This is a genomic window from Plantibacter lichenum (assembly GCF_050587525.1).
In the GTDB taxonomy this organism is placed as follows: domain Bacteria; phylum Actinomycetota; class Actinomycetes; order Actinomycetales; family Microbacteriaceae; genus Plantibacter.
The window spans coordinates 15,031-33,962 of record NZ_JBOBFT010000021.1 but is presented as its reverse complement, the minus strand read 5'-3'; the positions used below and the strand labels follow the sequence as shown (position 1 = coordinate 33,962).

23 protein-coding genes are annotated in these 18,932 nt (G+C 63.3%); all 23 read right to left on the bottom strand.

Translation table 11 applies throughout. From position 1 onward, the window contains the following. Positions 1-321 (bottom strand): hypothetical protein (locus ACQ3HB_RS20250; protein WP_430922647.1); only part of this gene is annotated, 321 nt, incomplete at its 3' end. Between the two features lie 119 nt (positions 322-440). Further along, the gene (locus tag ACQ3HB_RS20245) at positions 441-818 is read right to left on the bottom strand and encodes a hypothetical protein (protein ID WP_430922646.1); all 378 of its coding nucleotides are present in this window, start codon (positions 816-818) and stop codon (positions 441-443) included. A gap of 598 nt (positions 819-1,416) precedes the next feature. Beyond that, positions 1,417-1,719: a hypothetical protein gene (locus tag ACQ3HB_RS20240; protein WP_430922645.1), complete on the bottom strand. Its 303-nt coding sequence runs from the start codon at positions 1,717-1,719 to the stop codon at positions 1,417-1,419. A 33-nt stretch (positions 1,720-1,752) separates the two neighbouring features. Next, entirely contained in the window at positions 1,753-2,691 is a 939-nt protein-coding gene (locus tag ACQ3HB_RS20235) for a hypothetical protein (protein ID WP_430922644.1), read from the bottom strand. Between the two features lie 2 nt (positions 2,692-2,693). Continuing rightward, positions 2,694-3,707, bottom strand: a complete 1,014-nt coding sequence (locus ACQ3HB_RS20230) for a hypothetical protein (protein ID WP_430922643.1) — start codon at positions 3,705-3,707, stop codon at positions 2,694-2,696. Positions 3,708-3,763: 56 nt separating this feature from the next. Next, entirely contained in the window at positions 3,764-4,300 is a 537-nt protein-coding gene (locus tag ACQ3HB_RS20225) for a hypothetical protein (RefSeq protein WP_430922642.1), read from the bottom strand. Then, positions 4,293-5,585, bottom strand: coding sequence for a hypothetical protein (locus ACQ3HB_RS20220; RefSeq protein ID WP_430922641.1), 1,293 nt, complete (start codon positions 5,583-5,585; stop codon positions 4,293-4,295). The genes ACQ3HB_RS20225 and ACQ3HB_RS20220 overlap by 8 nt, the downstream gene beginning before the upstream one ends. A 673-nt stretch (positions 5,586-6,258) precedes the next feature. After that, positions 6,259-8,730 carry a tape measure protein gene (locus ACQ3HB_RS20215; protein WP_430922640.1) on the bottom strand — a complete coding sequence of 824 codons (2,472 nt, stop codon included), beginning with the start codon at positions 8,728-8,730 and terminating at the stop codon, positions 6,259-6,261. Between the two features lie 52 nt (positions 8,731-8,782). After that, positions 8,783-9,046: a hypothetical protein gene (locus ACQ3HB_RS20210; protein WP_430922639.1), complete on the bottom strand. Its 264-nt coding sequence runs from the start codon at positions 9,044-9,046 to the stop codon at positions 8,783-8,785. A 26-nt stretch (positions 9,047-9,072) separates the two neighbouring features. After that, positions 9,073-9,447, bottom strand: coding sequence for a hypothetical protein (locus tag ACQ3HB_RS20205; RefSeq protein ID WP_430922638.1), 375 nt, complete (start codon positions 9,445-9,447; stop codon positions 9,073-9,075). An 86-nt stretch (positions 9,448-9,533) separates the two neighbouring features. Then, positions 9,534-10,301 carry a phage tail tube protein gene (locus ACQ3HB_RS20200; protein ID WP_430922637.1) on the bottom strand — a complete coding sequence of 256 codons (768 nt, stop codon included), beginning with the start codon at positions 10,299-10,301 and terminating at the stop codon, positions 9,534-9,536. Between the two features lie 68 nt (positions 10,302-10,369). Continuing rightward, on the bottom strand, positions 10,370-10,777 hold the full coding sequence (locus ACQ3HB_RS20195) for a hypothetical protein (protein ID WP_430922636.1): 408 nt from the start codon (positions 10,775-10,777) through the stop codon (positions 10,370-10,372). Continuing rightward, on the bottom strand, positions 10,774-11,133 hold the full coding sequence (locus tag ACQ3HB_RS20190; RefSeq protein WP_430922635.1) for a hypothetical protein: 360 nt from the start codon (positions 11,131-11,133) through the stop codon (positions 10,774-10,776). The genes ACQ3HB_RS20195 and ACQ3HB_RS20190 overlap by 4 nt, the downstream gene beginning before the upstream one ends. Beyond that, the gene (locus ACQ3HB_RS20185) at positions 11,126-11,464 is read right to left on the bottom strand and encodes a hypothetical protein (protein WP_430922634.1); all 339 of its coding nucleotides are present in this window, start codon (positions 11,462-11,464) and stop codon (positions 11,126-11,128) included. Before ACQ3HB_RS20185 ends, ACQ3HB_RS20190 begins: the two co-directional genes overlap by 8 nt. After that, the gene (locus ACQ3HB_RS20180; RefSeq protein ID WP_430922633.1) at positions 11,461-11,871 is read right to left on the bottom strand and encodes a Gp19/Gp15/Gp42 family protein; all 411 of its coding nucleotides are present in this window, start codon (positions 11,869-11,871) and stop codon (positions 11,461-11,463) included. Before ACQ3HB_RS20180 ends, ACQ3HB_RS20185 begins: the two co-directional genes overlap by 4 nt. Before the next feature lie 8 nt (positions 11,872-11,879). Continuing rightward, entirely contained in the window at positions 11,880-12,248 is a 369-nt protein-coding gene (locus ACQ3HB_RS20175) for a hypothetical protein (protein ID WP_430922631.1), read from the bottom strand. Positions 12,249-12,301: 53 nt separating this feature from the next. Beyond that, a complete protein-coding gene (locus ACQ3HB_RS20170; protein WP_430922630.1) occupies positions 12,302-13,342 on the bottom strand; it encodes a major capsid protein in 1,041 nt (346 codons plus the stop codon). A gap of 11 nt (positions 13,343-13,353) precedes the next feature. After that, entirely contained in the window at positions 13,354-13,761 is a 408-nt protein-coding gene (locus tag ACQ3HB_RS20165; protein WP_430922628.1) for a head decoration protein, read from the bottom strand. Between the two features lie 11 nt (positions 13,762-13,772). After that, complete coding sequence (locus tag ACQ3HB_RS20160) at positions 13,773-14,381, bottom strand: hypothetical protein (protein WP_430922626.1); 609 nt, start codon at positions 14,379-14,381, stop codon at positions 13,773-13,775. Between the two features lie 64 nt (positions 14,382-14,445). Further along, entirely contained in the window at positions 14,446-15,288 is an 843-nt protein-coding gene (locus tag ACQ3HB_RS20155; protein WP_430922624.1) for a hypothetical protein, read from the bottom strand. Continuing rightward, positions 15,272-16,687 carry a phage portal protein gene (locus ACQ3HB_RS20150; RefSeq protein ID WP_430922622.1) on the bottom strand — a complete coding sequence of 472 codons (1,416 nt, stop codon included), beginning with the start codon at positions 16,685-16,687 and terminating at the stop codon, positions 15,272-15,274. Before ACQ3HB_RS20150 ends, ACQ3HB_RS20155 begins: the two co-directional genes overlap by 17 nt. Before the next feature lie 9 nt (positions 16,688-16,696). Then, a complete protein-coding gene (locus tag ACQ3HB_RS20145; protein ID WP_430922620.1) occupies positions 16,697-18,388 on the bottom strand; it encodes a hypothetical protein in 1,692 nt (563 codons plus the stop codon). Beyond that, on the bottom strand, positions 18,388-18,858 hold the full coding sequence (locus tag ACQ3HB_RS20140; RefSeq protein ID WP_430922618.1) for a phage terminase small subunit: 471 nt from the start codon (positions 18,856-18,858) through the stop codon (positions 18,388-18,390). Before ACQ3HB_RS20140 ends, ACQ3HB_RS20145 begins: the two co-directional genes overlap by 1 nt. Positions 18,859-18,932 lie beyond the last annotated feature (74 nt).

Sequence of the window (18,932 nt, the reverse complement as noted above, 5' to 3'; positions counted from 1 at the left end):
CTGAACCTGTGCCCCCACGGCGGTCGCAGCAGCCGCAGGGAGACCCGTGGAGACACCAACAGCGACGTCACGGGCATCCGATGCATCCGCCAGGATCTCGGCCGCAGACGGAGGAAGAGGATTCAGGGGTTCGAGAGTGGATGGGTCGATGGTTGTCATGTCGGCCCAGTCGATGACCGCAACATCGTCGAAGGTGAAGTAGCCGCGGAGCAACGAACCCACAGTCCGGGGGAACACCTCGATGCGCCACGCCCACGAAGGGCCAGGCGCAACAAGGTCCACTTCCTCGTCAGCAGCACCCGTCAGTTCGAGCGACACCACCTTCGGGAACGTGATGTCCGCACCATCAACCCGCACCCGTGTTGCTGTGGCCGTGAGCTTCGCCCGGAGTGGACCCGGCTCACCCAACTGGTCACCGAGTGTGCGCAGGCGGATCCGGGTCACTGGGCTTCCTCATCACCCGCGTGCCGACCCACACGAGCCACGGCAGCCTGCGTGTCAGCGAACTGTTCAAGCGGGGTGAGTTCCGCCTGCCCGGCGAGGATCTCGTCCTTCGCAGCGGCCACGTACGCCTCCGGGAGACCCTTCGCGACGATCGACAGGTATGACCGCAGCGCAGCGTACGCCGACGTCAGACCGATCGCGCCGAGCGTCCCGAGGAGGAGCACCCAGTTCAGGTCAGCGAGGTTCGTGATCGCCAGTACGCCGCCGGCAACCATAGCCAGTGCAAGCTGAGCCTCGGCGACCTGCGCGAACGTGCGAATGCTCGCCCGGGTGGCGGCGTCGAGGAGCTTCTTGTCGTCAGTGGTGAACTTCATGGGGTGCCTCCTGGTGTCGGTGCGCACTGATAGGTGGGTGCGGCTGGGTCGAATGTGGTGGTTCGGTTGCACTGGACGATCGCGCCGAGGATGTCGGTGTACGTCCACGAGAGAGGCGGCTGACCGTCAGCACCTGGCGAGCCTTGTGGGCCGGGCTGGCCTTGAGGTCCAGGAGCGCCGTCGGTACCGTTCGCACCCGGTTGCCCAGGTGCGCCATCCTTGCCAGAGACACCCGGACTACCAGCCGTTCCCGGTTCGCCAGCGGGGCCGCTCGGGCCCGTCTGGCCGGGCAGGCCGACGTCGCCACGTTCACCCTTCGAACCGGTGGCTCCGGTCGCGCCTACGGGGCCGGGGAGAACATCCGAAGGCTTGTCGGCTTCCGGCTTCACCCCGTTGTCGAGGAGCTGCTGATACAGGGATTCCGCGTTCGCCTGCGACGCTGCAGTCTCGCTGTGAGACTCGCGCAACTGCTCGCGTAGGTCCGCGTTCGCAACAACCGTGAATACCTGCAAGCTGAGCAGCGCCAAGACGGACATGATCGCAATGGCGTACGCGGCAACCCGCCACCGTCGCGCGGACTTCTGTGGGTCAGACATGCTCATCCGCCGATCCTCGTCACGTTGAATACGATGACCCCGGCGATGATCGTGCACACGATCCCGAACAAAGCCATCCCGATCGCGAACCACTGCTGAGCCTTCGTCTTGCGCTGCTCCGCCTGATCAGTCTCGAGCTGTTTCAAGCGCTCGTCCTGACGCTTGTCCCTGTCAGCCTGAGCCGACTGATACAGCGCCAGCGTCGACTGCGAAACCATGCCAGCAGCCATCGAATTGATGCTGTCCTTCAGGCTGTTGATACCGCGCAAGAGCTCCCAGCCTGTCGGCTCTGGCTGTTCTGGCATGTGCTACCCCTCCCAGGGTCGAGGAAGGGCGGATCAGCGCGGCGCGGCGGCGTCAGCGAACACTCGACGGACGGCGTCCTCGGTGATCTTTGCGATCGCTTCCGGGTCCGTCCCAATCTGACCGCTCGCCTGGATGGCGGCGATGATGGGTGCGACGACGAGCGGCGCGATCTGCTTCGCGATCGCCGCCTCGTCGACAGTGCCGGCGCGCTGCGCCCGGAGGCGCGCCGTGCGCTTCGTGAGGAGGTTCCACACGAAACCGTCCGGCAGCTGGACCCAATCCTTCACGATCCCGGAAGCCTTGAGTGCTTCGACCTCGTTGATGTCGCTGATCGCGTCGAGCTCGCCGGCGTCGGAGACGAAACCGATCGAACTGTTCGGGTGGCGCAGGAGTGCTGGCATTTCGATTCCTTTCAGAGCGGCGATCCCGCCGTTGACGATGGTTGTTGCGTCGGAGATGATCCGATCGATGTCGAGGTGGAGCGGGCACGATGTCGCGTAGCCGTCACCGAACATGCCGAGGACTTCGTTGTGGCCCAGGTGCCCTGTCGGGTCGTCCTTCGTCGCCCGCTTCAGTGGGATGCCGAGGGTGAGGTAGTCGTCGGCTGCCATGAGCGCGCATGCCGCGTAGGTCGCCTCGCTGATGTTGTACCCCGGGGCGCCGGACTCGTTGCACACCTCGGCTGTGAGCGCCCGACCATCAGCCATGGCGCTCGAGGAGGTCCAGGCGCGACGCTCGTTGGAAACGACTCCGGTGATGCGGGCCCATGCGCGGCGTGGGTCGCCGGCAGGCGACTTGTTGTCGACGGTCTGGTTCGCCGACACTTCCTTCGACCCGGACACCATCATCGCGATCGTTGCGTCATCGTTCGTCGACGCCTGGTGATGCCAGATGCGGCGCACGATGCTCCCTGTGCGGCCGCTTGACTGGGCGCTCTCGCGGATCTGGTCCACGTAACTGGGGAAAGTCATCGCTAGTTCTCCGTCACTGTCATCACGCCGTTGCTGACGAACACGGCACTGGCTGTGGATGCTTGGCCCTGAAGTACCCACGTGTGTGTGCCCGCGGTTGGCGTCGACTCCATATCGAAAGCGGCTGAGTAGCCCGTCGCGACCGCATCGAGTGGCGCACTGAATTCGACGATGTCGCCGATCTGGACGCCGTCGCACAGGACACGGAACTTCGCCGATCGAAAGGCACCCGAGTTGCCGTTCCGGTACTTCGCCTTGAAGTCGGCGACGCAGAGTCCACCAGTGGTGGTCGCTGAGACGGCGAGCAGGTCGGTCCATACGGCGCCGGGGCCTGCAATCACAAGATCCGTGTTGCGACGCGCGTTGCCGAGGCGGCGGGTGGATGCAATCACCCAGGTCGAACCGTTTGAGACGAACAGTTGGTTCCCGACAGCCCCGTACTGCCCGGAGGGTGGGATCCAGGCGTCGCGCTCGGCGTTGCTTCTGAATGGGACCACTCCCCCCGATGCCGCGGTGAACTGGTGGGTCTGGGTGATGATCACACCTGACGAGTTCGTCGCCGTGGCGGTTGATGGGATCTGCGCCGTCGCGAGCTCCAACGCCCCGGCTGGGATGGATGGTTTCGGCGGCGGCACCGTTCCGGATGCCGCCCCCTGAGTCACGTTTATCTCAGGCGCTCCCGAAGCGTCGCCAGAGGCCGTGAAGCGGGCGCGAACCCAAATGACATCCATGCGCGAGTTAGAAGCGGGTGCGGCAGTAGTGGCGATGGTCACAGTGCCATCGTTCGCGACAAGCTCCACGCCCTGGCCGGTCCGGCTCGTCGCGAAACTCGCAGCGGCGACCGTGTATGACATGGACGTTGTCGCTGCGACGAGCTGAGGCGTAGATGAAGAGAGCACTCCGAGGCGTGGCGCTCCGACCGCGTTCTGCGCAATCAGACCAGCGACCGTCTTGCGCGTATCGATGATGGACAAGCCAGCCGGCAGCCCTGTTGGGAATGAATTGGTGAGTGCCACAAGGACCCCTTAAATACGAGAAGCGCCCCGTGGGACGCTGGTAGACGGATGGTGGGTCAGGCGGTGAAGCTGACGAATGCAGTGATGGATGCGTAGTTCTGAGCCCTGGCCGGATACGCGGCCGCATTCAACGGCTTGATCTGCAGTTCGGCTTTCACTGAACCGGAGATGCCCGTGAGGTTCGCGGAGTAGGCCAGCTGCACCACGTTGTTCACTTGGGATGCCCCGGCGTCTTTCGCAGCAGGCGCTTCGAGCGATATGAACGTGTCGGCGATCACAATGCGCGCAGAGAGCGACGTGACACCGCCAGTGGTGGTGTCGAGGACTGCGCCGTTCGCGATCGCAACGAACTTCGCGATCGTCTTCCCCAGCGGTACAGGTACCGTCACCGTGGCGTAGGTGAGCCACGACGCCGACAGCAACCCGATGCCCGTCGACGACGCAGTATCCCCTCCCAGGATCGGTGTGTTCGCTGTCGTTCGCGCCCGCTGCGTTCCCGTAGCGATCTCGAGCTCGTCCATGCGCCGTTCTTGCGCCACGAGCCGGTTGATGAGCACGTCGTACCCATCGCCGGGCGCTTTCGGGTCAGCCACCGTACACCTCCCCGCACGTGATTTTCACCCAGTCGCCTTTCTCGTCGCCGGACATCGCTGCGATGCGCCTCGTGAACTGGCCGACGGGCTGGAACTTGCTGTCCTGCACGACGATGGTCACCAGATCACCCGTGTTGTACTCGTTCAGGTACGGGGAAGCTGACAGGCGAGCCTTGAACGACCAGAATTCGGCAGGCCTTCCAGCCGTGCGCAGGTTCTCCGTCACCAGTGAGTCGAGGGTCGATTGCAACTCGATGGACGAGTGCGACGAGTCGACTGTGTGCAGTAGCGGGTAGCCGCTGTCGATCAGTCGAGTGTCGATGACCCTGGACAGCAGCACCTTGTCGTCAGATCGACCAGCAACACCCCAGGAGATCGAAGCCATTCCTGATGGGTCAGACCCCACTGAGAGACCCGAACCGGTCGCCTCATCCGCGTTGAGCTCCCACGTGAACGTGTTCGGCCCTTGAAGCCGCGGGAACTCTCGAGTGCCCGATTCGTACACCCACTGGAACGCGTCAGGGCCGTTGCGGGTGAGCTGGAACCGGATGTCCGGGCCGTTCTCAAGCCCACATAGGTCATCCAGCGCCGAGCCGACCGACTTCAGCGCAATGGCGCTGTAGTTCTTCACCGTCTGAGTGAACGGATCCAAGCGGTCAGCATGGAAAACGACCGGCAGGCCCGTTGCGGGCCACGTCATCGCTTGCTGGACGATCTTCTTCCCGAACGTCCCGTAGTCCCACAAGGACAGATTCGTGTCGTAGGCAAGGTTCGGGAGCCCATCAGGACCAACCAGTGACCCGGTCATGGCCGAGACGGGGAGGATCGGGACGCGGTCGAAGATGACCTTCGGTCCTCGAGCGGTGAGCTTCAGGTCAGCTTTGTCCTCATCCCAGTCGTACGGCATGATCGGCCCACCGATGAACCGGCCATGCTCCTCGACCGCGATCGAGTGTTTCCACGGTGTGCCAAGGTTCCGCCAGTCCTGCGCTTTCGTTGCCGGGTCGTTGAGGTTCAGGGTCACAGCGACCGAATCGGGGTCGTTCGTTCCCAGCGTCCACTCCGCTTTCGACGGCGTGAACTCTGAGACCTGCTTTCCTGTGAGCGTCTCGAACACGTAGTAGGAGGTCATGCGAACCACGCAGATGGTGCCAGGGCGTCCAACGTCGGAGACCCAGTGGCCCCAGTGACATCGAACTGCACACGAACGGTCGAGTACTTCGGCACATCCCACCACTCTCTGAAGCTCAAGTACCGAGAAACATCCGACTGGCCATCGATCCATGCCTGACGAGACTTCGTATCGATCTCCACAACCGACCCGACGGGCACCGGACGATTGAAGCCGATCCGCTGCGCCGTCTGCGTGTTCGTCAGCAGCGCCGACTCGAAACCACCATTTAGGCGGTAGCGTTGCGGCGCCGGAGCCGAACCGAGGTTCTGCAACGTGACTCGACCATCGGAGCCACCACCGGGCCACACCAGCGGCCACACCAACGGCCAGACAATGCCAGCACCATCAGCGGCCGGCGGCGTTGACTGCCATGCATCACCCACCGAGTAGCGGCGAGGGTCGCGGGCGAGGCAATCGAACTCGAACTCCCCCGTGGGGCGTCCGTGGTGGTCAGTCATCGGCGCCGTGCGAACGGTGACGGACCGGGATGTTGTGCGGAGCGCATCCGCGTAGACCATGTCGACCGGTCCCGTTGCGATCGCCGCCATGATCTGCTCGCCCGCAGCCAGCATCTCCGCTTCCGTGTCAGCAAGGTAGACGGCCTTGAACGGGATCACCGCTGAGGAACGCAGCGACTCGGAAACACCGAACGCTCCATGTCCTTGGGGTTTCTCTTCGTCGGGGATCTTGTCGTCGGTGAGGGTGTACCAGTCCGTGAGGTTCTGGTACACCCATCCCGACGCTGCGACGTCCTTGAACTCGATACCGCCGAGGGTGAGTGTGCTCATCGCGCCGTCAGCCCCCTCCGCATTTCGCGACCCCACTGCAATGCCTGCACACGAGGGTCATCTTGGGCGGTCGTGATGTACTGATTCAGCTGCACCGGCACGGCTTCGCCGCCGCCGTCACCAGCACCGAGAGAGCTCAGCACCTTCGGCGAAAGCGGAACCACGGCTTCGTCGTACTTGCCCTCGCCGATGTTCGCGAGGATGCCGCCAGGACGCTTCGAGATGACGCCACCCTCAGCGAGTTTCGGGATCTTCCCGACCGTGAGGTTGATTGCACCGCCGGTAGCGTCCTTGACGCCCTTCGCAATGTCGTTGATGCCACCGATAACCCCATTGATGAGGTCGATGATCCCGTTGATGACACCCTTGACCGTGCCCGTGATCCCGTTCCACAGGCCGGAGAAGATCTGCACGATCCCATCCCACGCTTGCTTCCAGTTACCCGAGAACACGCCCGTGATGAACGTGATGATTCCGCCCAGCACGTCGGTGATGCTCTTGATGACAGGCGTCAGAACGTCGGAGATCATCGACACCACACCCTGGATAATCGGGATGAGGAACTTGAACGCGTTCGACAGCTGGTCAGACAGCAGCTTCGCGAGGAAGCCGAGGATGAACGTCAGCGGCGGAAGGATGAGATCAACCAGGTCCAAGAGTGGTCCGAGCAACCCGAGGATCGGGTCCAAGAGCGAAATGAACACATCCAGCAGCGGCATGATCACCGGCAGCAGGCTCGAGATCAGACTGATCAACGGTGTCAGGATCGCGCCAATCAGGGGCAAGAATGCCTCGATCAGTTGCAGCACGATCGGCGCCAACTGTTGAATCACTGGCACGAGCAGTGTGATCAGCTGCATTGCGAGATCCAGGATCGCCGGGATGACTGGCAGAATCACGGCGAGCAGGTTCGAGATGATCGGCACAAGCGTGGAGATCAGCATCGAAGCCAGATCAGTGATGACCGGCACCAAGGGCATGAACGCGTCCAGAAGGACACCCACGAGCGGCGCGAGCTTGTCGAATGCTGGCAGGAGCGCTGCGAGCACTGTGCTGACAAGAGGCATGATCGCCGTGAGGAGATCGCCCACGACTCCACCGAGGCTGGTGATGAGCGTCGCGACAGTTGGCAGTATCGCGACGAGCACGCCGCCGAGGATGCCGATGAAGTCGACGAGGAACGGAACGATCGTTGCCAGTGCCGAAACCAGAACCCCACCCAGGACGCTAGCGATACCTGCAAGCGCTCCGGCTACCGACTGAATCGCTGGCCCAGCGGCTGTGAATACGCCGCCGAGGGCCGTGCCGATGTCAGAGAGGGCCGTTCCGAGCGCGCCCCGCAGCTCTGGTGAGACTGCAACGAGTCCGGCGAGTGCGCCAAGGATGAGCCCCAACGGCCCCGAGAGAGCAGCAGCGGCCGGAGCCAAGCCACCAAGCCCCGGAATCGCCGCGATGACACCAGCAAGCCCGCCAGCGCCGAGCGCGACGAATGCGCCCGCGAGTGGCCCAATGATCCCAGAGAGACCATCGAGAGCTCCCTTGGCTCCCTCAACAGGGGATGTGATGGCGTTGAGTTTGCCGATCAACCAGTCGAATGCGGGCGCGAGCGTTGTGCCAATGATGTCGCCGAGTGCAGATGCCTTCGTTTCCAGCGGAGCAAGAGCACCTGTTACTGCCTGGATCAGCGGGGGCAGCTGCGGGAAGATGCCGCCCAGGAGGCCAGCGCCGATACGTCCGAGCGATGCGGAGAAGTTCGCGATGCTGCCCGGGAGGGTCTTACCCATCTCCTCAGCGACCGTGCCCGAGGCTGCAGTCATGGCCGCTTCGAACTCGGCGAATCCGATCTTCCCGGCCGAAGCCATCTTGAAGACCTCTTCGGTTGTCACGCCCAGGTTGTCCGCGAGGGCCTGATAGATCGGGATGCCCTTGTCAGCAACCTGCTGCAGTACATCGTTCTGTGCCTTGCCGAGTGACGCGACCTTGTTGTAGATCCCACCCATCTCGCCCATGCTGACGCCAGCCGTCGAGGCAGAGTTTGCCACCGACTTGAGGACCTTCTGCAGATCCTCACCAGGCTTGATGCCAGCAGCAACAGCGCCGGCAGCTGTCACAGCAGCCTCGCCTAGACCGAACGACGTGCCCTTCACGGACTTAAGTGCGTCGCCCATGATCGCCTTGACAGACTCGGTGTCGTTGCCGAGACCGGTGAGCTTTGCCCGAGCCTGGTCGATCGCGTCGAGGCGTCCGAAGCCCTTCGCGAGAGCGACGCCGAGACCGGCCGCCGCGGCACCGACGACGGCCGTAGCGGTTCCCTTGAGGGCACCGCCGAGAGCGCCGACGAAACCAGCACCAGCAGTCTTACCTGCCTTGCCACCCGGGTCGCCTTTGCCGAGCTCTTCCTCGATCTGCTTCGACGCACCCTTGGATACGGGGATGATCGTTACTTCGGCTACAGCAGCTTCAGCCACGGGTGCTCCTCAATGAAAAAGCCACCCGTAGGTGGCTGAGTAGTTGGCGGCGTCAGGCAGTTTTCATGCCGAGGTGAGCGATACGAGCTCGTGCTTCCTCGATTGGGATTGGTGTTGCTTCGATCTGCTGCGTGCTGCGGTCGGGCCAAGGCCGTTTCATCGGCTTGAACTTCTTGCCGAGTCGCTTCGCCTCAGAGGAGTCGGCGATGAGCGCGAGGAGCATCCAATCGCGCGATACCGGGTAGTCCCAGCCGTGGATTGCAGCGTGAAGCGGCGACTCCGGCGACCTGGCTGAGACCGTGATGAATGCGTTCATTTCATCCGGTCTCAGCCAGATGTCGTCTACTCGGAATCCTCCGCGGACTGCTTCGAAGAGGAATTCGTCTTCGTACGCTTGGAGGAGCCCGTAGAGGGCTGAGATTTTCCCAGGCCCGTGTGCTCCGCCCACGCCTCGAACACGGCGTCGAGGTCGTCGAGGTCGAGCGCTGCGCGGAAGTCCTCGGGGAGCACCCGTTCTACGAACACTCCGAGGATCGCTACACCGACCTGGCTCTCGTAGGAGTCCTTCTGGGATCCGGCCATGACCTTCGGGCGCGGGACCGTGTTCTGAACCGACAGGATCTCGATTGGGATCGCTCCGGGAAGCTTGTATGCGACGCCGTCGTAGTTGACCTTGAGGGGCTTCTTCTTGTTCTTCGGGGAGATGCTGATGGACATGGGTGTTCTCCTTGCTCAGGGTGGCGCTCAGGGTGTGGTGTGGCAGTCCGGGCGCACCCCTGAGCGAATACGCCCGGACTGGTTTGTTACGGTCGAGCGCCAGCGGCCCAGGCGGTGCCCGTCCACGAGAACGCGAACCCGCCGATGGTGATCTTCTGACCCGTGGTCCATGCGGTCGTCGGATTGGCGACATATCCGAGCGCGGCGAGCTTGCCAGCGTTCGTCGAGTCGGAAGCCGTGACGGTCGCCTCGGTCGGGAACACAGAGCCAGGGGCCGAAGCACCCTTCACGGGCACCGCAAGGCTCGGGTCGAACACCTTCTCCGTGTCGCCGCTCAGAGTCGCGGATGCGTAACCCTGAATGGTGACCTCGAAGCCGATGGCGTCACCGGATGCGCTCGTCTGGTCGCCGATCTCCGTGACTTCGCCCTCGGGGATGTACACCAGACGGTTGTAGTCACCGTCGAAGATGATGAACACGAACGAACGCCTGCCACCAGTACGTGACGGGTTGACCGTGTAGGTGCCGTCAGCGCCGATGTCCGTGGTCTTGAGCCCGTTGTACAGGGCGACAGTCTCGCGAGTCGTCTCGATGAGCGTGAACGTGTACGAGATGCCCGCGTCGGTGACGACCGTGCGAACCTTCGCCGAGTTCTGCCACGCCTTGATGTCGTTCGTCGAACGGTCCAGGGTGCGAGAGGTACCGTCCTCGGACAGGTAACCGAGGCCCCGGAACGCAGCCAGCGGGTCGGTCGCAGACGTCGGCGCTGTGGCCCCGAGGTCGCCTACGAACCATGCGCCAGTGACCGCGACGCGCACGTTCTTGGAATCGAGTACTGCAGGAGTTGGTGCCATTGTGTGCCTCCCAGGGCATGAAAAAAGCGCCCCGTATGGGAGCGCTTAGGTTGAGGTGAGTTGGATGCTCAGGTAAGTGGAGACCCACGACGGATCGCGTCGACAACGAAGTACCACTGATGCGTGTTCGTCGCGTTCTCGATCTCGAGCGGACCAGCAGTGACTTTCGCCCAGGTGATCGGGTTGCCGTCGATGGCGCCGGACGTGGACTCGAAAAAGGCTCGGGTCAGGTCTGTGAGGTCTTCGGCGCTGGCTTCGTCTGGGTCACGGATGTTGACCCGAAGTGACGCTGAATCGAGTGTGTCGAACGCACCCGTGCTGGGACCGCGCACGACCGTGATGATGCGGGGCTTGTTCGGGACGAGCTTGTTCGCCACCCAGACACCATGCGCGTACGTCTCCGGTCGCGCGTTCAGCCAGGACCGCAACTTCGGAATGATGAGCGTTGCGAGACTCGAGTAGACGACGCCGGTCATGGACGGCCCCGCGTCCAGTTTGCGATCTGAGCGTCGGTTGCTCGCCTTGTCTTGCCGCTCTTGGTCGTGTACCACTTCTGCACGTGGGCGGACGCGACAACGGACTTCAGTGCCGCGAGAGCAATGCCCTTCTCTGCCTCGACGGACAGGGGAATGTCGGATGTGACGATCGCGCGAGCGCGTCGACCACCGGACATCTTCGTCTTCGACGAAGTCACCGTGACATCGCCGCCGGGGAGCTTGGACGCGACCTGGCTACCGAGACCACCGAGGAAGGAACGCATTTCTGGTCCGGCCATCACCTGCAGGCCCCACTGAAACTTGTTGATCTTGACCTTGACGCCGTTCTTAGCCATGAGTGGCCTCCGCCCTGGTCAGGATGACGACATTGCCCTTCGGCGTGTTGTCCGGGTGCTCCCAGTACACGTCAGGTCCTTCGACGTTGTAAGTGACCCCCCGCACGATGAACTGGTCATCGGCGCGAACGTCGATGAGGTTCGGTGCGCGGAAGTAGAGGCTGCCCCCATCTGTGGAGATGTCCTGCTCGACCTCGTTGATCTCGGCCGCGACTGTGGGGGCGAATGCGAACGCTGTGTGCGTTGTGGGCGTCTTGGTGAGGATCGGCTTCCCGTACCGGTCAAGCTCGCCGGTTTCGGTGATGCGGACCCTCGTGACGGTGAGGCTCATCCGCGCATCCCCGGTTTGATCGTGAATGAGCGCATCAGGTGTTTCCGTTTGGGGAACAGGCCAACGATGTCGCTGTCGGCGATGTAGATGGCGCCGGTCGAGATAGCTGTGTCGAGTGTCCCTGAGTCGCTGAACGGCCCCGTGGTGGTGGCCTTCTGGCGGTAGCCTTCCGGGTTCATGAGGACGCGTTTGACGGCGTTCACGACCGCGTTCTTCGCCACCTCGGCGGCGAGTGGGTCAGCCTTTACGAGAGCGTCGATGTCGACGGAGAGGTTGCGGGCTATGACCCGGAGGGACGTGGAGGCCTGGTTGATCCAAGCCTCCACGTTCGTGGTTTCGTCGACCGTCAGTGGCTTCCACAAGGCCTCAACATCTTCCGTTGTGGCGAACGGTTCAAACCACGACATGAGCGCTCCTACTCGACGGGGTGGCCGGCCTCAGCCAGCGCTTCGCGGATCTCGGATGCCTTGGCGTCGCCGTCGGTTTCGAAGCCGAGCGCCAGGGCGTATTCTGCCCATGCCTTCGCGGACGAACCGGGCCCAGCCTTCGGGGGGATGACCAAAGCGGGCTCGTCGCCCTCATCGATCGCTTCGGTTTCCGGTTCCGCCTCGACCTCGACGGACTCGTCTTCCGAGGGCTCGTCGCCCTCATCGATGTCGACCCACACATCCGGATTCTGGATGCGCTTGCGAGCCCACTTGGGGATGTTGTCCCCGGGGCCGAAGTAGTGGCTGTTCATCTCGTCGTCAAGGAGAGCGACGTAGGTGTTCAGTTGTGCTGCCATGCTGATGCTCCTTCATGACTGGCGGGGGGACCGAAGTCTCCCCGCCAGACAGGTCAGACCGTTGCGACGAGGAGTCGCTTGGCGTCGGACAGGATGGGGATCGCGACCGCGTCCACGTAGGTGAACTGGCGGAACGGGACGCCTTCGCTCTTCACGACGACGCCGACGATGCCAGCGGCCTGCTCGAACGACAGATCGACCTGGGCCGAATTGACGAGCTCAAGCGCGGTGGCGCTGACACCCCATGCCGTGTAGCCGAGGTCCGCGAAGTTCGTGGGACGGAACACGATGCGGTTGTCGGGGATGGTGCGCGTGAGCGTCCCGTCCACGTCGACCTGGGTGTCGTACGCCTCGCCGAGGACCGGGAGGCCTTCACCGAGGAGGTAGTCGTTGACGTCGGTGAGCTTCGCCGTCGTGCGACCGGCAGCGGCACCGTAGACGGCGGCGATGACCTCGGCGTTGCGGAGGAACAGGCGAATGATCTTCTGCGACGTCTTGGCGAGACCGGCGGCGACACCGTTCGTGGTGCGGTACTTGTCCGCCCAGAGGATGTAGTCCGTCAGCGCGGTAGCCGTCGTGGTGTTCGACCATGGGGTGCTGGCCGTGACGATGTGGTCCGCCGGGACGCCGAAGTCAGCCTCGAAGCCGACGAGACCGTTCTCGTTCACGGTGAGCTTGCCGTCGGTGAGGACGTCACCCCACGCCTGCTCGAGTCGGGCCTGGACCTCGCGGGTCAGCTGGGTTGCGTCGTCGTAGATCGAGTTGGCGAGTGCCAGGGTGTTGGTGCCCTGGGTCTTCGCGAACTCGAGCTGCAGGCGCTCGTACTCGCCCATGTTGCTCGACGTCGACAGTGGGATGAGTCCCACGTTCGCCGTCGAACCGGAGTCACGTTCGGAGACGTGAACGCGGCCGTCGAACGAGCGGTAGCGCGCGGTGCGGTTGCGCTTCACGATCTCGGCGAAGTTCACCGTGTTCGACTGCAGGTTCTTGGCGGGGGCCTCGGTCAGGAGCGAGTTTTCACCGCTGACGGGGACCTCGCGGGTGAACCATGTGAGTTCGCCCGGGCGTACCGGGGCGTCGAAGAGAATAGCCATCTGATAGCCCCTTAGTCGAAGTAGATCTTGCCGGCGAGAGACGTCCGTGCCGCAGCATCGAGCGAACCTGTACCGGTCTGGATGGGGAGCTTCGTCGCGTTGACGAAACCGTGGATGAGGATCCCGGAGGCGACACGGTCAGCGCCGTCGATCGTCTGCGATCCGAAGAGGAAGCCGACCGCGGTCTGGCGACCATCGGTAGCGGCCGCGTCGTAGGGGCCGTAGACGCCGGACGCGGTGACCTTGCCGAGGACAATCCCGGAGGGGATGTACCCGTTGGGGTAGTGCGAGCCTGCGGTGAACAGCGACACGAGGAGCGTCGCGTTGGGGTTGGATCCGGGCTCGGTACCGTGCGGGCCTCGCAGCCACGACCGGTTCTCAGCCTGGAGAGTGGTGCGACGAACGTTCAGTGAACTCATCGTCATTCCTTTCAGGTGGTGGTTCCGAAACGCTTCTGCGCTTCGGCTTTGCCGGTCTCCCGGTCGGATTTGTCCACACGTTCACGCTGACCCTGGAACAGGTCGGGAAATCGCTTCTGCGGTTCAGCCGTCTCCGACGAGTTCGCTGCCACCCATGCCGTGATGGCTTCGGTGTTCGCGGTGTCGCCGTTGATGAACTGGTTGCGGTCGAGGTCGAGGAGCGCGGACGTGTTCGGAACACGTCCTTCGAGCGCCCGATCGAGAGCCGTCTTCACTCGCTCTGCAGCGAGCACAGCGCGCACTTCAGCGCGACCGGCTTCCTTGGCTTCCTCGACAGCTCGTTCGGCGTCCGTCTGGTTCTGCTTGCGCAGATCCTCTGCCTCCTGCTGAAGCTGTGTCAGCTTCTCGGGAGTGATGTCGCCGTACTGCCGGTTCCGCGCCTCGTGCTTGCGCGACTGGTGCTTCCAGTACGCTGCCTGCTGCTCAGCAGTCATCTCCGTGACGGGGGTTTCTGCGGGGAACGCCGGCTCTACCTGCCCGCCGGATCCACCCAGTTCGGATGGCTCCTCGACGAAACGAAGACGCGGGTTGCGGATGAGGATTCCACCTCGTGTGAACATGTGTTTCTCCCATGTCGGGTTGGTGTTCCCCATGTCGGGGCCCCGCACTGGTGTGCGGAAGTCGTTAGGAAGCGAGCGCTTCGATGTCGGCTGCGGACGTGAACTTGTCCGACCGCCATGTGAGGACCGGTCCGATCTCGCCGTGCTCGCGGGCGATGATCAGGTCCGTGAAGTCGCTGAGCGGCTGACCGCTGCTCGACGTCTTCCCGATGCCCAGGTCACGCGCGCTGCGGTCGCTGCCGCCGAGACGGGCGTCGATGATCTGGTGCGTCTGCTCGAGCAGTTCCGGTTTGATGACCTGGACCTGCGGGTTGCCCTTGAACTGCTTGATGCCGCAGTCGCACGCCGGGTGAATCGGCATCAGGTCGCCACGGTGGTACCGCTGCGTCGATGCGATGACACACAGGGCGCAGTTCTCGCGTCCGGTGAGGACACGGGCGTACCCGGCAATGCCGGAAGTGCGTCGCATCTGGCCTTGCGCCGAGTGAGTCTTTGCGAGCTGTAGGCCGGTCGACACGATGTCTTCGAGCCGTGCGGCACCGGAGGCGACTGCGTCCGTCAGTGAGTTGCCTGTGGACAGTGACGTGTAGGTGGTGACGAGTGGGCGCCGGTAGACCTCTTCGGGAGCGATCCCCCGAAGGTCCTGTGTGGTCACGGATGTGACAGCACCTCGACGCACGTTCACGCCGAGCTCGACCTGAGCGACCCGCGTGAGGTACGCGTCAGTCAGCTCGGCAATGCGCTTCTGTCCGGCCTCTACGCGCGGGACGAGCTTGGCGATGAGTCGTTCAGCGTCGGCGTCACGAAAAGCCGGGAGCGAGCCCCACAGCCGTGCGGAGTACGCCAACACGCGCCTCCGCACAGCCAAGACCTGCGCGTCGTAGGAGAGATCAAGCCGAGTTGCCATCCGGAGTGACCTCCTCCATCAGAAGCGCCTCGTCAGCGGCTTCCGATTCGACCTGCAGGATCTCCTGCGGCGTCATCTGCCACACACGGCGATAGATCGTCCGCTTCGGCATCGTCCCTGCGACCTGAGACGTAGCTGAAGCCATGTCTGTCAGCGAGAACCGTTCCGTGGGTTTCCACCCGACGATGATCTTCGACCGGTCAGCCCGCTCAACGTCACCGTCTGTGAGGAAGATGAGGTGATACAGGTCGACCAGACCTTGAGTGGCGCGGGTGATCTTGTCCTCGACCGCGAACGTCAGACCCTCACGGGTGAACTTCGCACCCTCAGCAGCTTGATTGTCCGGGGCGAAGATCGCCATTGGCCGGCGGGTGACAGCGGCGAGCCGCATCACGTCATCCTTGATCGCCGACAGGATGCCCTGCACGTCGGTCTGGGTCGATTCCCAGATCTTCGCCCCGCGAGGGAGCAGGAACCAAGAGCCTGGGTCGGAAGTGAGGACGTCATCGAGGCCTTCGAGGCCGATCTCGTTCTGGAACGAGTCCTGAACGCGAACCTCGTCGTCCTCTCCCTCGTCGAGGATGACGGCGCGCTGCTTGTACGCCTGGTACATGACGATGACCGTCAGCTGGAACACTGACCGGTTGATGCGGCGCAGGATCTTGAGGTGTGGTTCGAACTCGCCGAGCCCGTTCCGGTTGCGGAACCGGACGACGGGAACGAGATGATGGTTGAGCTCTTCGCCCTCTGCCCCACCCTGATCGTTGTCCCACGCCCATGACTCAGCGTCGAACCCTGCGGCGCCTTCGCCGGAGATGTCGGCGTATGCGACGAACCGGCGGGCGTTGATCTTGTCCTTCACGGACCCAGGGAGCATCAGCACGGCGTAGTCGCGTCCAGCATCCGAATCGCGGAGGAACTTCACGGCCGCGCGGATCTTCGACTGACGAGCCGGATCGTGGAACGTGACAACGTCCCTCGGGTCCTCAGCAGTGACCGTGATCTCGTCGGTGTCCGAGTCCTTGCCGACGATCGCGTACGCGTCGCCGAGGGCGAGCATCGTCTCCACGATGGACGACAGTTCGACGTCCATGTTGTTGTCGAGCCAGTGCTTCCACGCGATGTCGTCGAGGTCTTCTTCGGACTGCGCTGTGCGGATCTCCCGGACCGACATGCGCTCCCGGAGAGAGCCAGTGATGAGCTCCGCGAAGTTCGTCACCGCCTCTTCCTCGAACGCCTGGAATGCTTTTCGAGCGGTCTCGACAGCGGTGGGCGCCGGCGGATTTCCCGCCTGCCACGCGGCCAACTTCTCAAGCCGCGGCATCCGCGCTTCACGCTTCGCGAACGCCTTCACCAACCACGCGCCCGGAGACTTCGGGTCCTTGACATTGATAGCCAAGTTGGCCCCCTAACGGTTGGTTTTCAGCCGGCGGATCACCGACCGACGTGGAGCCGATTGGGTGACGCCCTTGCCGAGTGCATCGATGCCGCACGCGAAGGCGAACATCGCCGCCCACGTGAGGTCGATCTTGGAGAAGTCCTGATCATCGTCAGGCTTCTTGAGGACATATCCAGCACGCCGCGGATCGCGACGAGCGTTGAGGAAGTGACGAGTCATCGCCGGGTCGCCGTCGTAGCTGACCTCGGATGAAGAGATGGACGAGTACAGCTGATCGAACACCTCGCAGGTGCGGCTGATGTTCTTCTGCATCCACCGGATCGGCTCATTCACCGACATCTTCACCTTGAGGCGCTTGTGGTACTCGGCCTCCCAGCCCTTGACCTCACCTGCCCAGCCAGCGGACGGGTCAGCGTAGAACCCAACGACGTTGTAGTCCTTGAACGCCTTCCGAACCGAGTCTTCGATCTCGAGCTTCGGTGGACGCCACCCGTCGCCCTTCGGCCCTTCGGGTTGCTCCCACAGGCCGATCTTGAACAGGTGTTTCTGCGTCACCGAGTACCCGACGAGGACCGTCGAGTCAGCGATGCCGCGCTTGCGCCCCTCGGAACCGTCGAATCCCAGCGTGACCGGTTCGGTCGAGCTGATCTCCACACCGAGCTTCCGGATCGCACGCATCTCCGGTTCGGAAACGAACGCATCGCGGGCGACGTCGATCTGGTTCAGGAAGTCGGCGCGCATCACCGACGGGTCATTCGACGTGTCGAGGAAGTCGAGGGCGATGCGGTGGACATCCACCCATCCGGGCTCACACGGCGGCTCATGGATCAAGCAACCGTCAGCGTGACCAGACGAATCGCCGTACGCAATCCGCAGACCGCGAACCAGCGACTCGGTGTCGTCGATCTGTGTCTTCGGCGGCGCCGGCCGGTGGTCGAAGTGAATCGACTTCACGTCGTCGAGATTCTTGTATCGGCCTGACTGGATCTGGTCCCAGAACTCGTGCGACGACTCAGCGACCGAGCGTTCACCAAGCGTGTATGCGTTCGGTGTCTCGATCGTGATCCCGCCGAGCTTGGTCGCGTTGTTCCGCAACGTCTGGGCGAGCTTCACGCCGTGGTTGCCGCGGACCCACGTTTCCGTCTGGTCCAACGACGCAGCCACAGCCTTGAATCCCTTGATCGAGTTCGGAGACGCCGTGATCGGCTGGATGCGACCGCGCCGCAACGCCACGAAAGAATCCATCGGCTCGAGCTCGAACTCATCCGGCGCCGAACCCTGCCGAAGCATCTCGAGCAGCGGCTCCCACGTGTTCCTGGTCTGCTCTTCCGTCACGGCAGCGATCGCCACGTACGGGGTGCGGACCTTCGACCATGGCTTACCGACAGGCTGACCGTTTGCGTCCCACCCGTCGGGCACAACGTCGAAGATCGCCTCGGCGATCATGATCGCGCCGACGTACGGGCTCTTGCCCCATCCTCGGGGACGAATCAAGGAGGAACGGTGGATGACGCGCTTGCCAGTGAACGGGTCGAGCCGGTAGATCTCGTTCAGGAAGTCCTGCTGCTCGGCCGTGAGGATGAACGGGTTGAACACGTCATCGTCACCAGCGTCAGGTCGGCCGAGGTACGCGGCCATCTGGTCGGCAACAGTCCATCCAAGGGTCGGGAAATCGCCCTCATACTGCGGAACCCAAGGCATTACTGAACCCTCTTGATCCCACTGTTGCGGTCACGAGACGACTGCTCGACCTTGCCTGCAGTGGTCACCTCGGCGTCAGTTGCTTGCGCGAACTGGATCCGGAGACGAGCGCGGTCCTCGGGCGTGAAGCCGTACTTCGCTTCCCGGAGCCGCAGCTCGCCAGCAAGCGACAGATTCCCCTGCCAGAACGCTGCGTGCAGTCGCGCAGTGTCGAGCAAGTACGACCAGTCCATGTCGGTGAACTCGGACTGCAGCGGGTGGTTGTCGAGCTGGTCCCACCACTCCCGAGTCGTGACCGGCCAAGCGAATTCCTGAGTCACGAGATCGCCATCGATCTTGACTTGGATCGTGAAGTCGGGAAGTTCCGGCTTCGGCGCCGCAAGAGCGGGGAGGACGCGAAGCTGGACGACGTCCTTGTTGCTTCGTGCACGCTTCGCCGGGTCCTTCGGAGGTGGGCCCATTCCTGCCATGGTTACCTCCCCATGTCGGGTGAAGAGAACCGCCCATGTCGGCCGGAATCCCTGTGATTACGCGGTAAAAACCG

Excerpts from the sequence above, each read along its gene's own strand:
- ACQ3HB_RS20245 (WP_430922646.1), bottom strand. The coding sequence starts at position 818 with ATGAAGTTCACCACTGACGACAAGAAGCTCCTCGACGCCGCCACCCGG.
- ACQ3HB_RS20240 (WP_430922645.1), bottom strand. The coding sequence starts at position 1,719 with ATGCCAGAACAGCCAGAGCCGACAGGCTGGGAGCTCTTGCGCGGTATC.
- ACQ3HB_RS20235 (WP_430922644.1), bottom strand. The coding sequence starts at position 2,691 with ATGACTTTCCCCAGTTACGTGGACCAGATCCGCGAGAGCGCCCAGTCA.
- ACQ3HB_RS20220 (WP_430922641.1), bottom strand. The coding sequence starts at position 5,585 with ATGGATCGATGGCCAGTCGGATGTTTCTCGGTACTTGAGCTTCAGAGA.
- ACQ3HB_RS20210 (WP_430922639.1), bottom strand. The coding sequence starts at position 9,046 with ATGAACGCATTCATCACGGTCTCAGCCAGGTCGCCGGAGTCGCCGCTT.
- ACQ3HB_RS20205 (WP_430922638.1), bottom strand. The coding sequence starts at position 9,447 with ATGTCCATCAGCATCTCCCCGAAGAACAAGAAGAAGCCCCTCAAGGTC.
- ACQ3HB_RS20200 (WP_430922637.1), bottom strand. The coding sequence starts at position 10,301 with ATGGCACCAACTCCTGCAGTACTCGATTCCAAGAACGTGCGCGTCGCG.
- ACQ3HB_RS20195 (WP_430922636.1), bottom strand. The coding sequence starts at position 10,777 with ATGACCGGCGTCGTCTACTCGAGTCTCGCAACGCTCATCATTCCGAAG.
- ACQ3HB_RS20190 (WP_430922635.1), bottom strand. The coding sequence starts at position 11,133 with ATGGCTAAGAACGGCGTCAAGGTCAAGATCAACAAGTTTCAGTGGGGC.
- ACQ3HB_RS20185 (WP_430922634.1), bottom strand. The coding sequence starts at position 11,464 with ATGAGCCTCACCGTCACGAGGGTCCGCATCACCGAAACCGGCGAGCTT.
- ACQ3HB_RS20180 (WP_430922633.1), bottom strand. The coding sequence starts at position 11,871 with ATGTCGTGGTTTGAACCGTTCGCCACAACGGAAGATGTTGAGGCCTTG.
- ACQ3HB_RS20175 (WP_430922631.1), bottom strand. The coding sequence starts at position 12,248 with ATGGCAGCACAACTGAACACCTACGTCGCTCTCCTTGACGACGAGATG.
- ACQ3HB_RS20170 (WP_430922630.1), bottom strand. The coding sequence starts at position 13,342 with ATGGCTATTCTCTTCGACGCCCCGGTACGCCCGGGCGAACTCACATGG.
- ACQ3HB_RS20165 (WP_430922628.1), bottom strand. The coding sequence starts at position 13,761 with ATGAGTTCACTGAACGTTCGTCGCACCACTCTCCAGGCTGAGAACCGG.
- ACQ3HB_RS20160 (WP_430922626.1), bottom strand. The coding sequence starts at position 14,381 with ATGTTCACACGAGGTGGAATCCTCATCCGCAACCCGCGTCTTCGTTTC.
- ACQ3HB_RS20155 (WP_430922624.1), bottom strand. The coding sequence starts at position 15,288 with ATGGCAACTCGGCTTGATCTCTCCTACGACGCGCAGGTCTTGGCTGTG.
- ACQ3HB_RS20145 (WP_430922620.1), bottom strand. The coding sequence starts at position 18,388 with ATGCCTTGGGTTCCGCAGTATGAGGGCGATTTCCCGACCCTTGGATGG.
- ACQ3HB_RS20140 (WP_430922618.1), bottom strand. The coding sequence starts at position 18,858 with ATGGCAGGAATGGGCCCACCTCCGAAGGACCCGGCGAAGCGTGCACGA.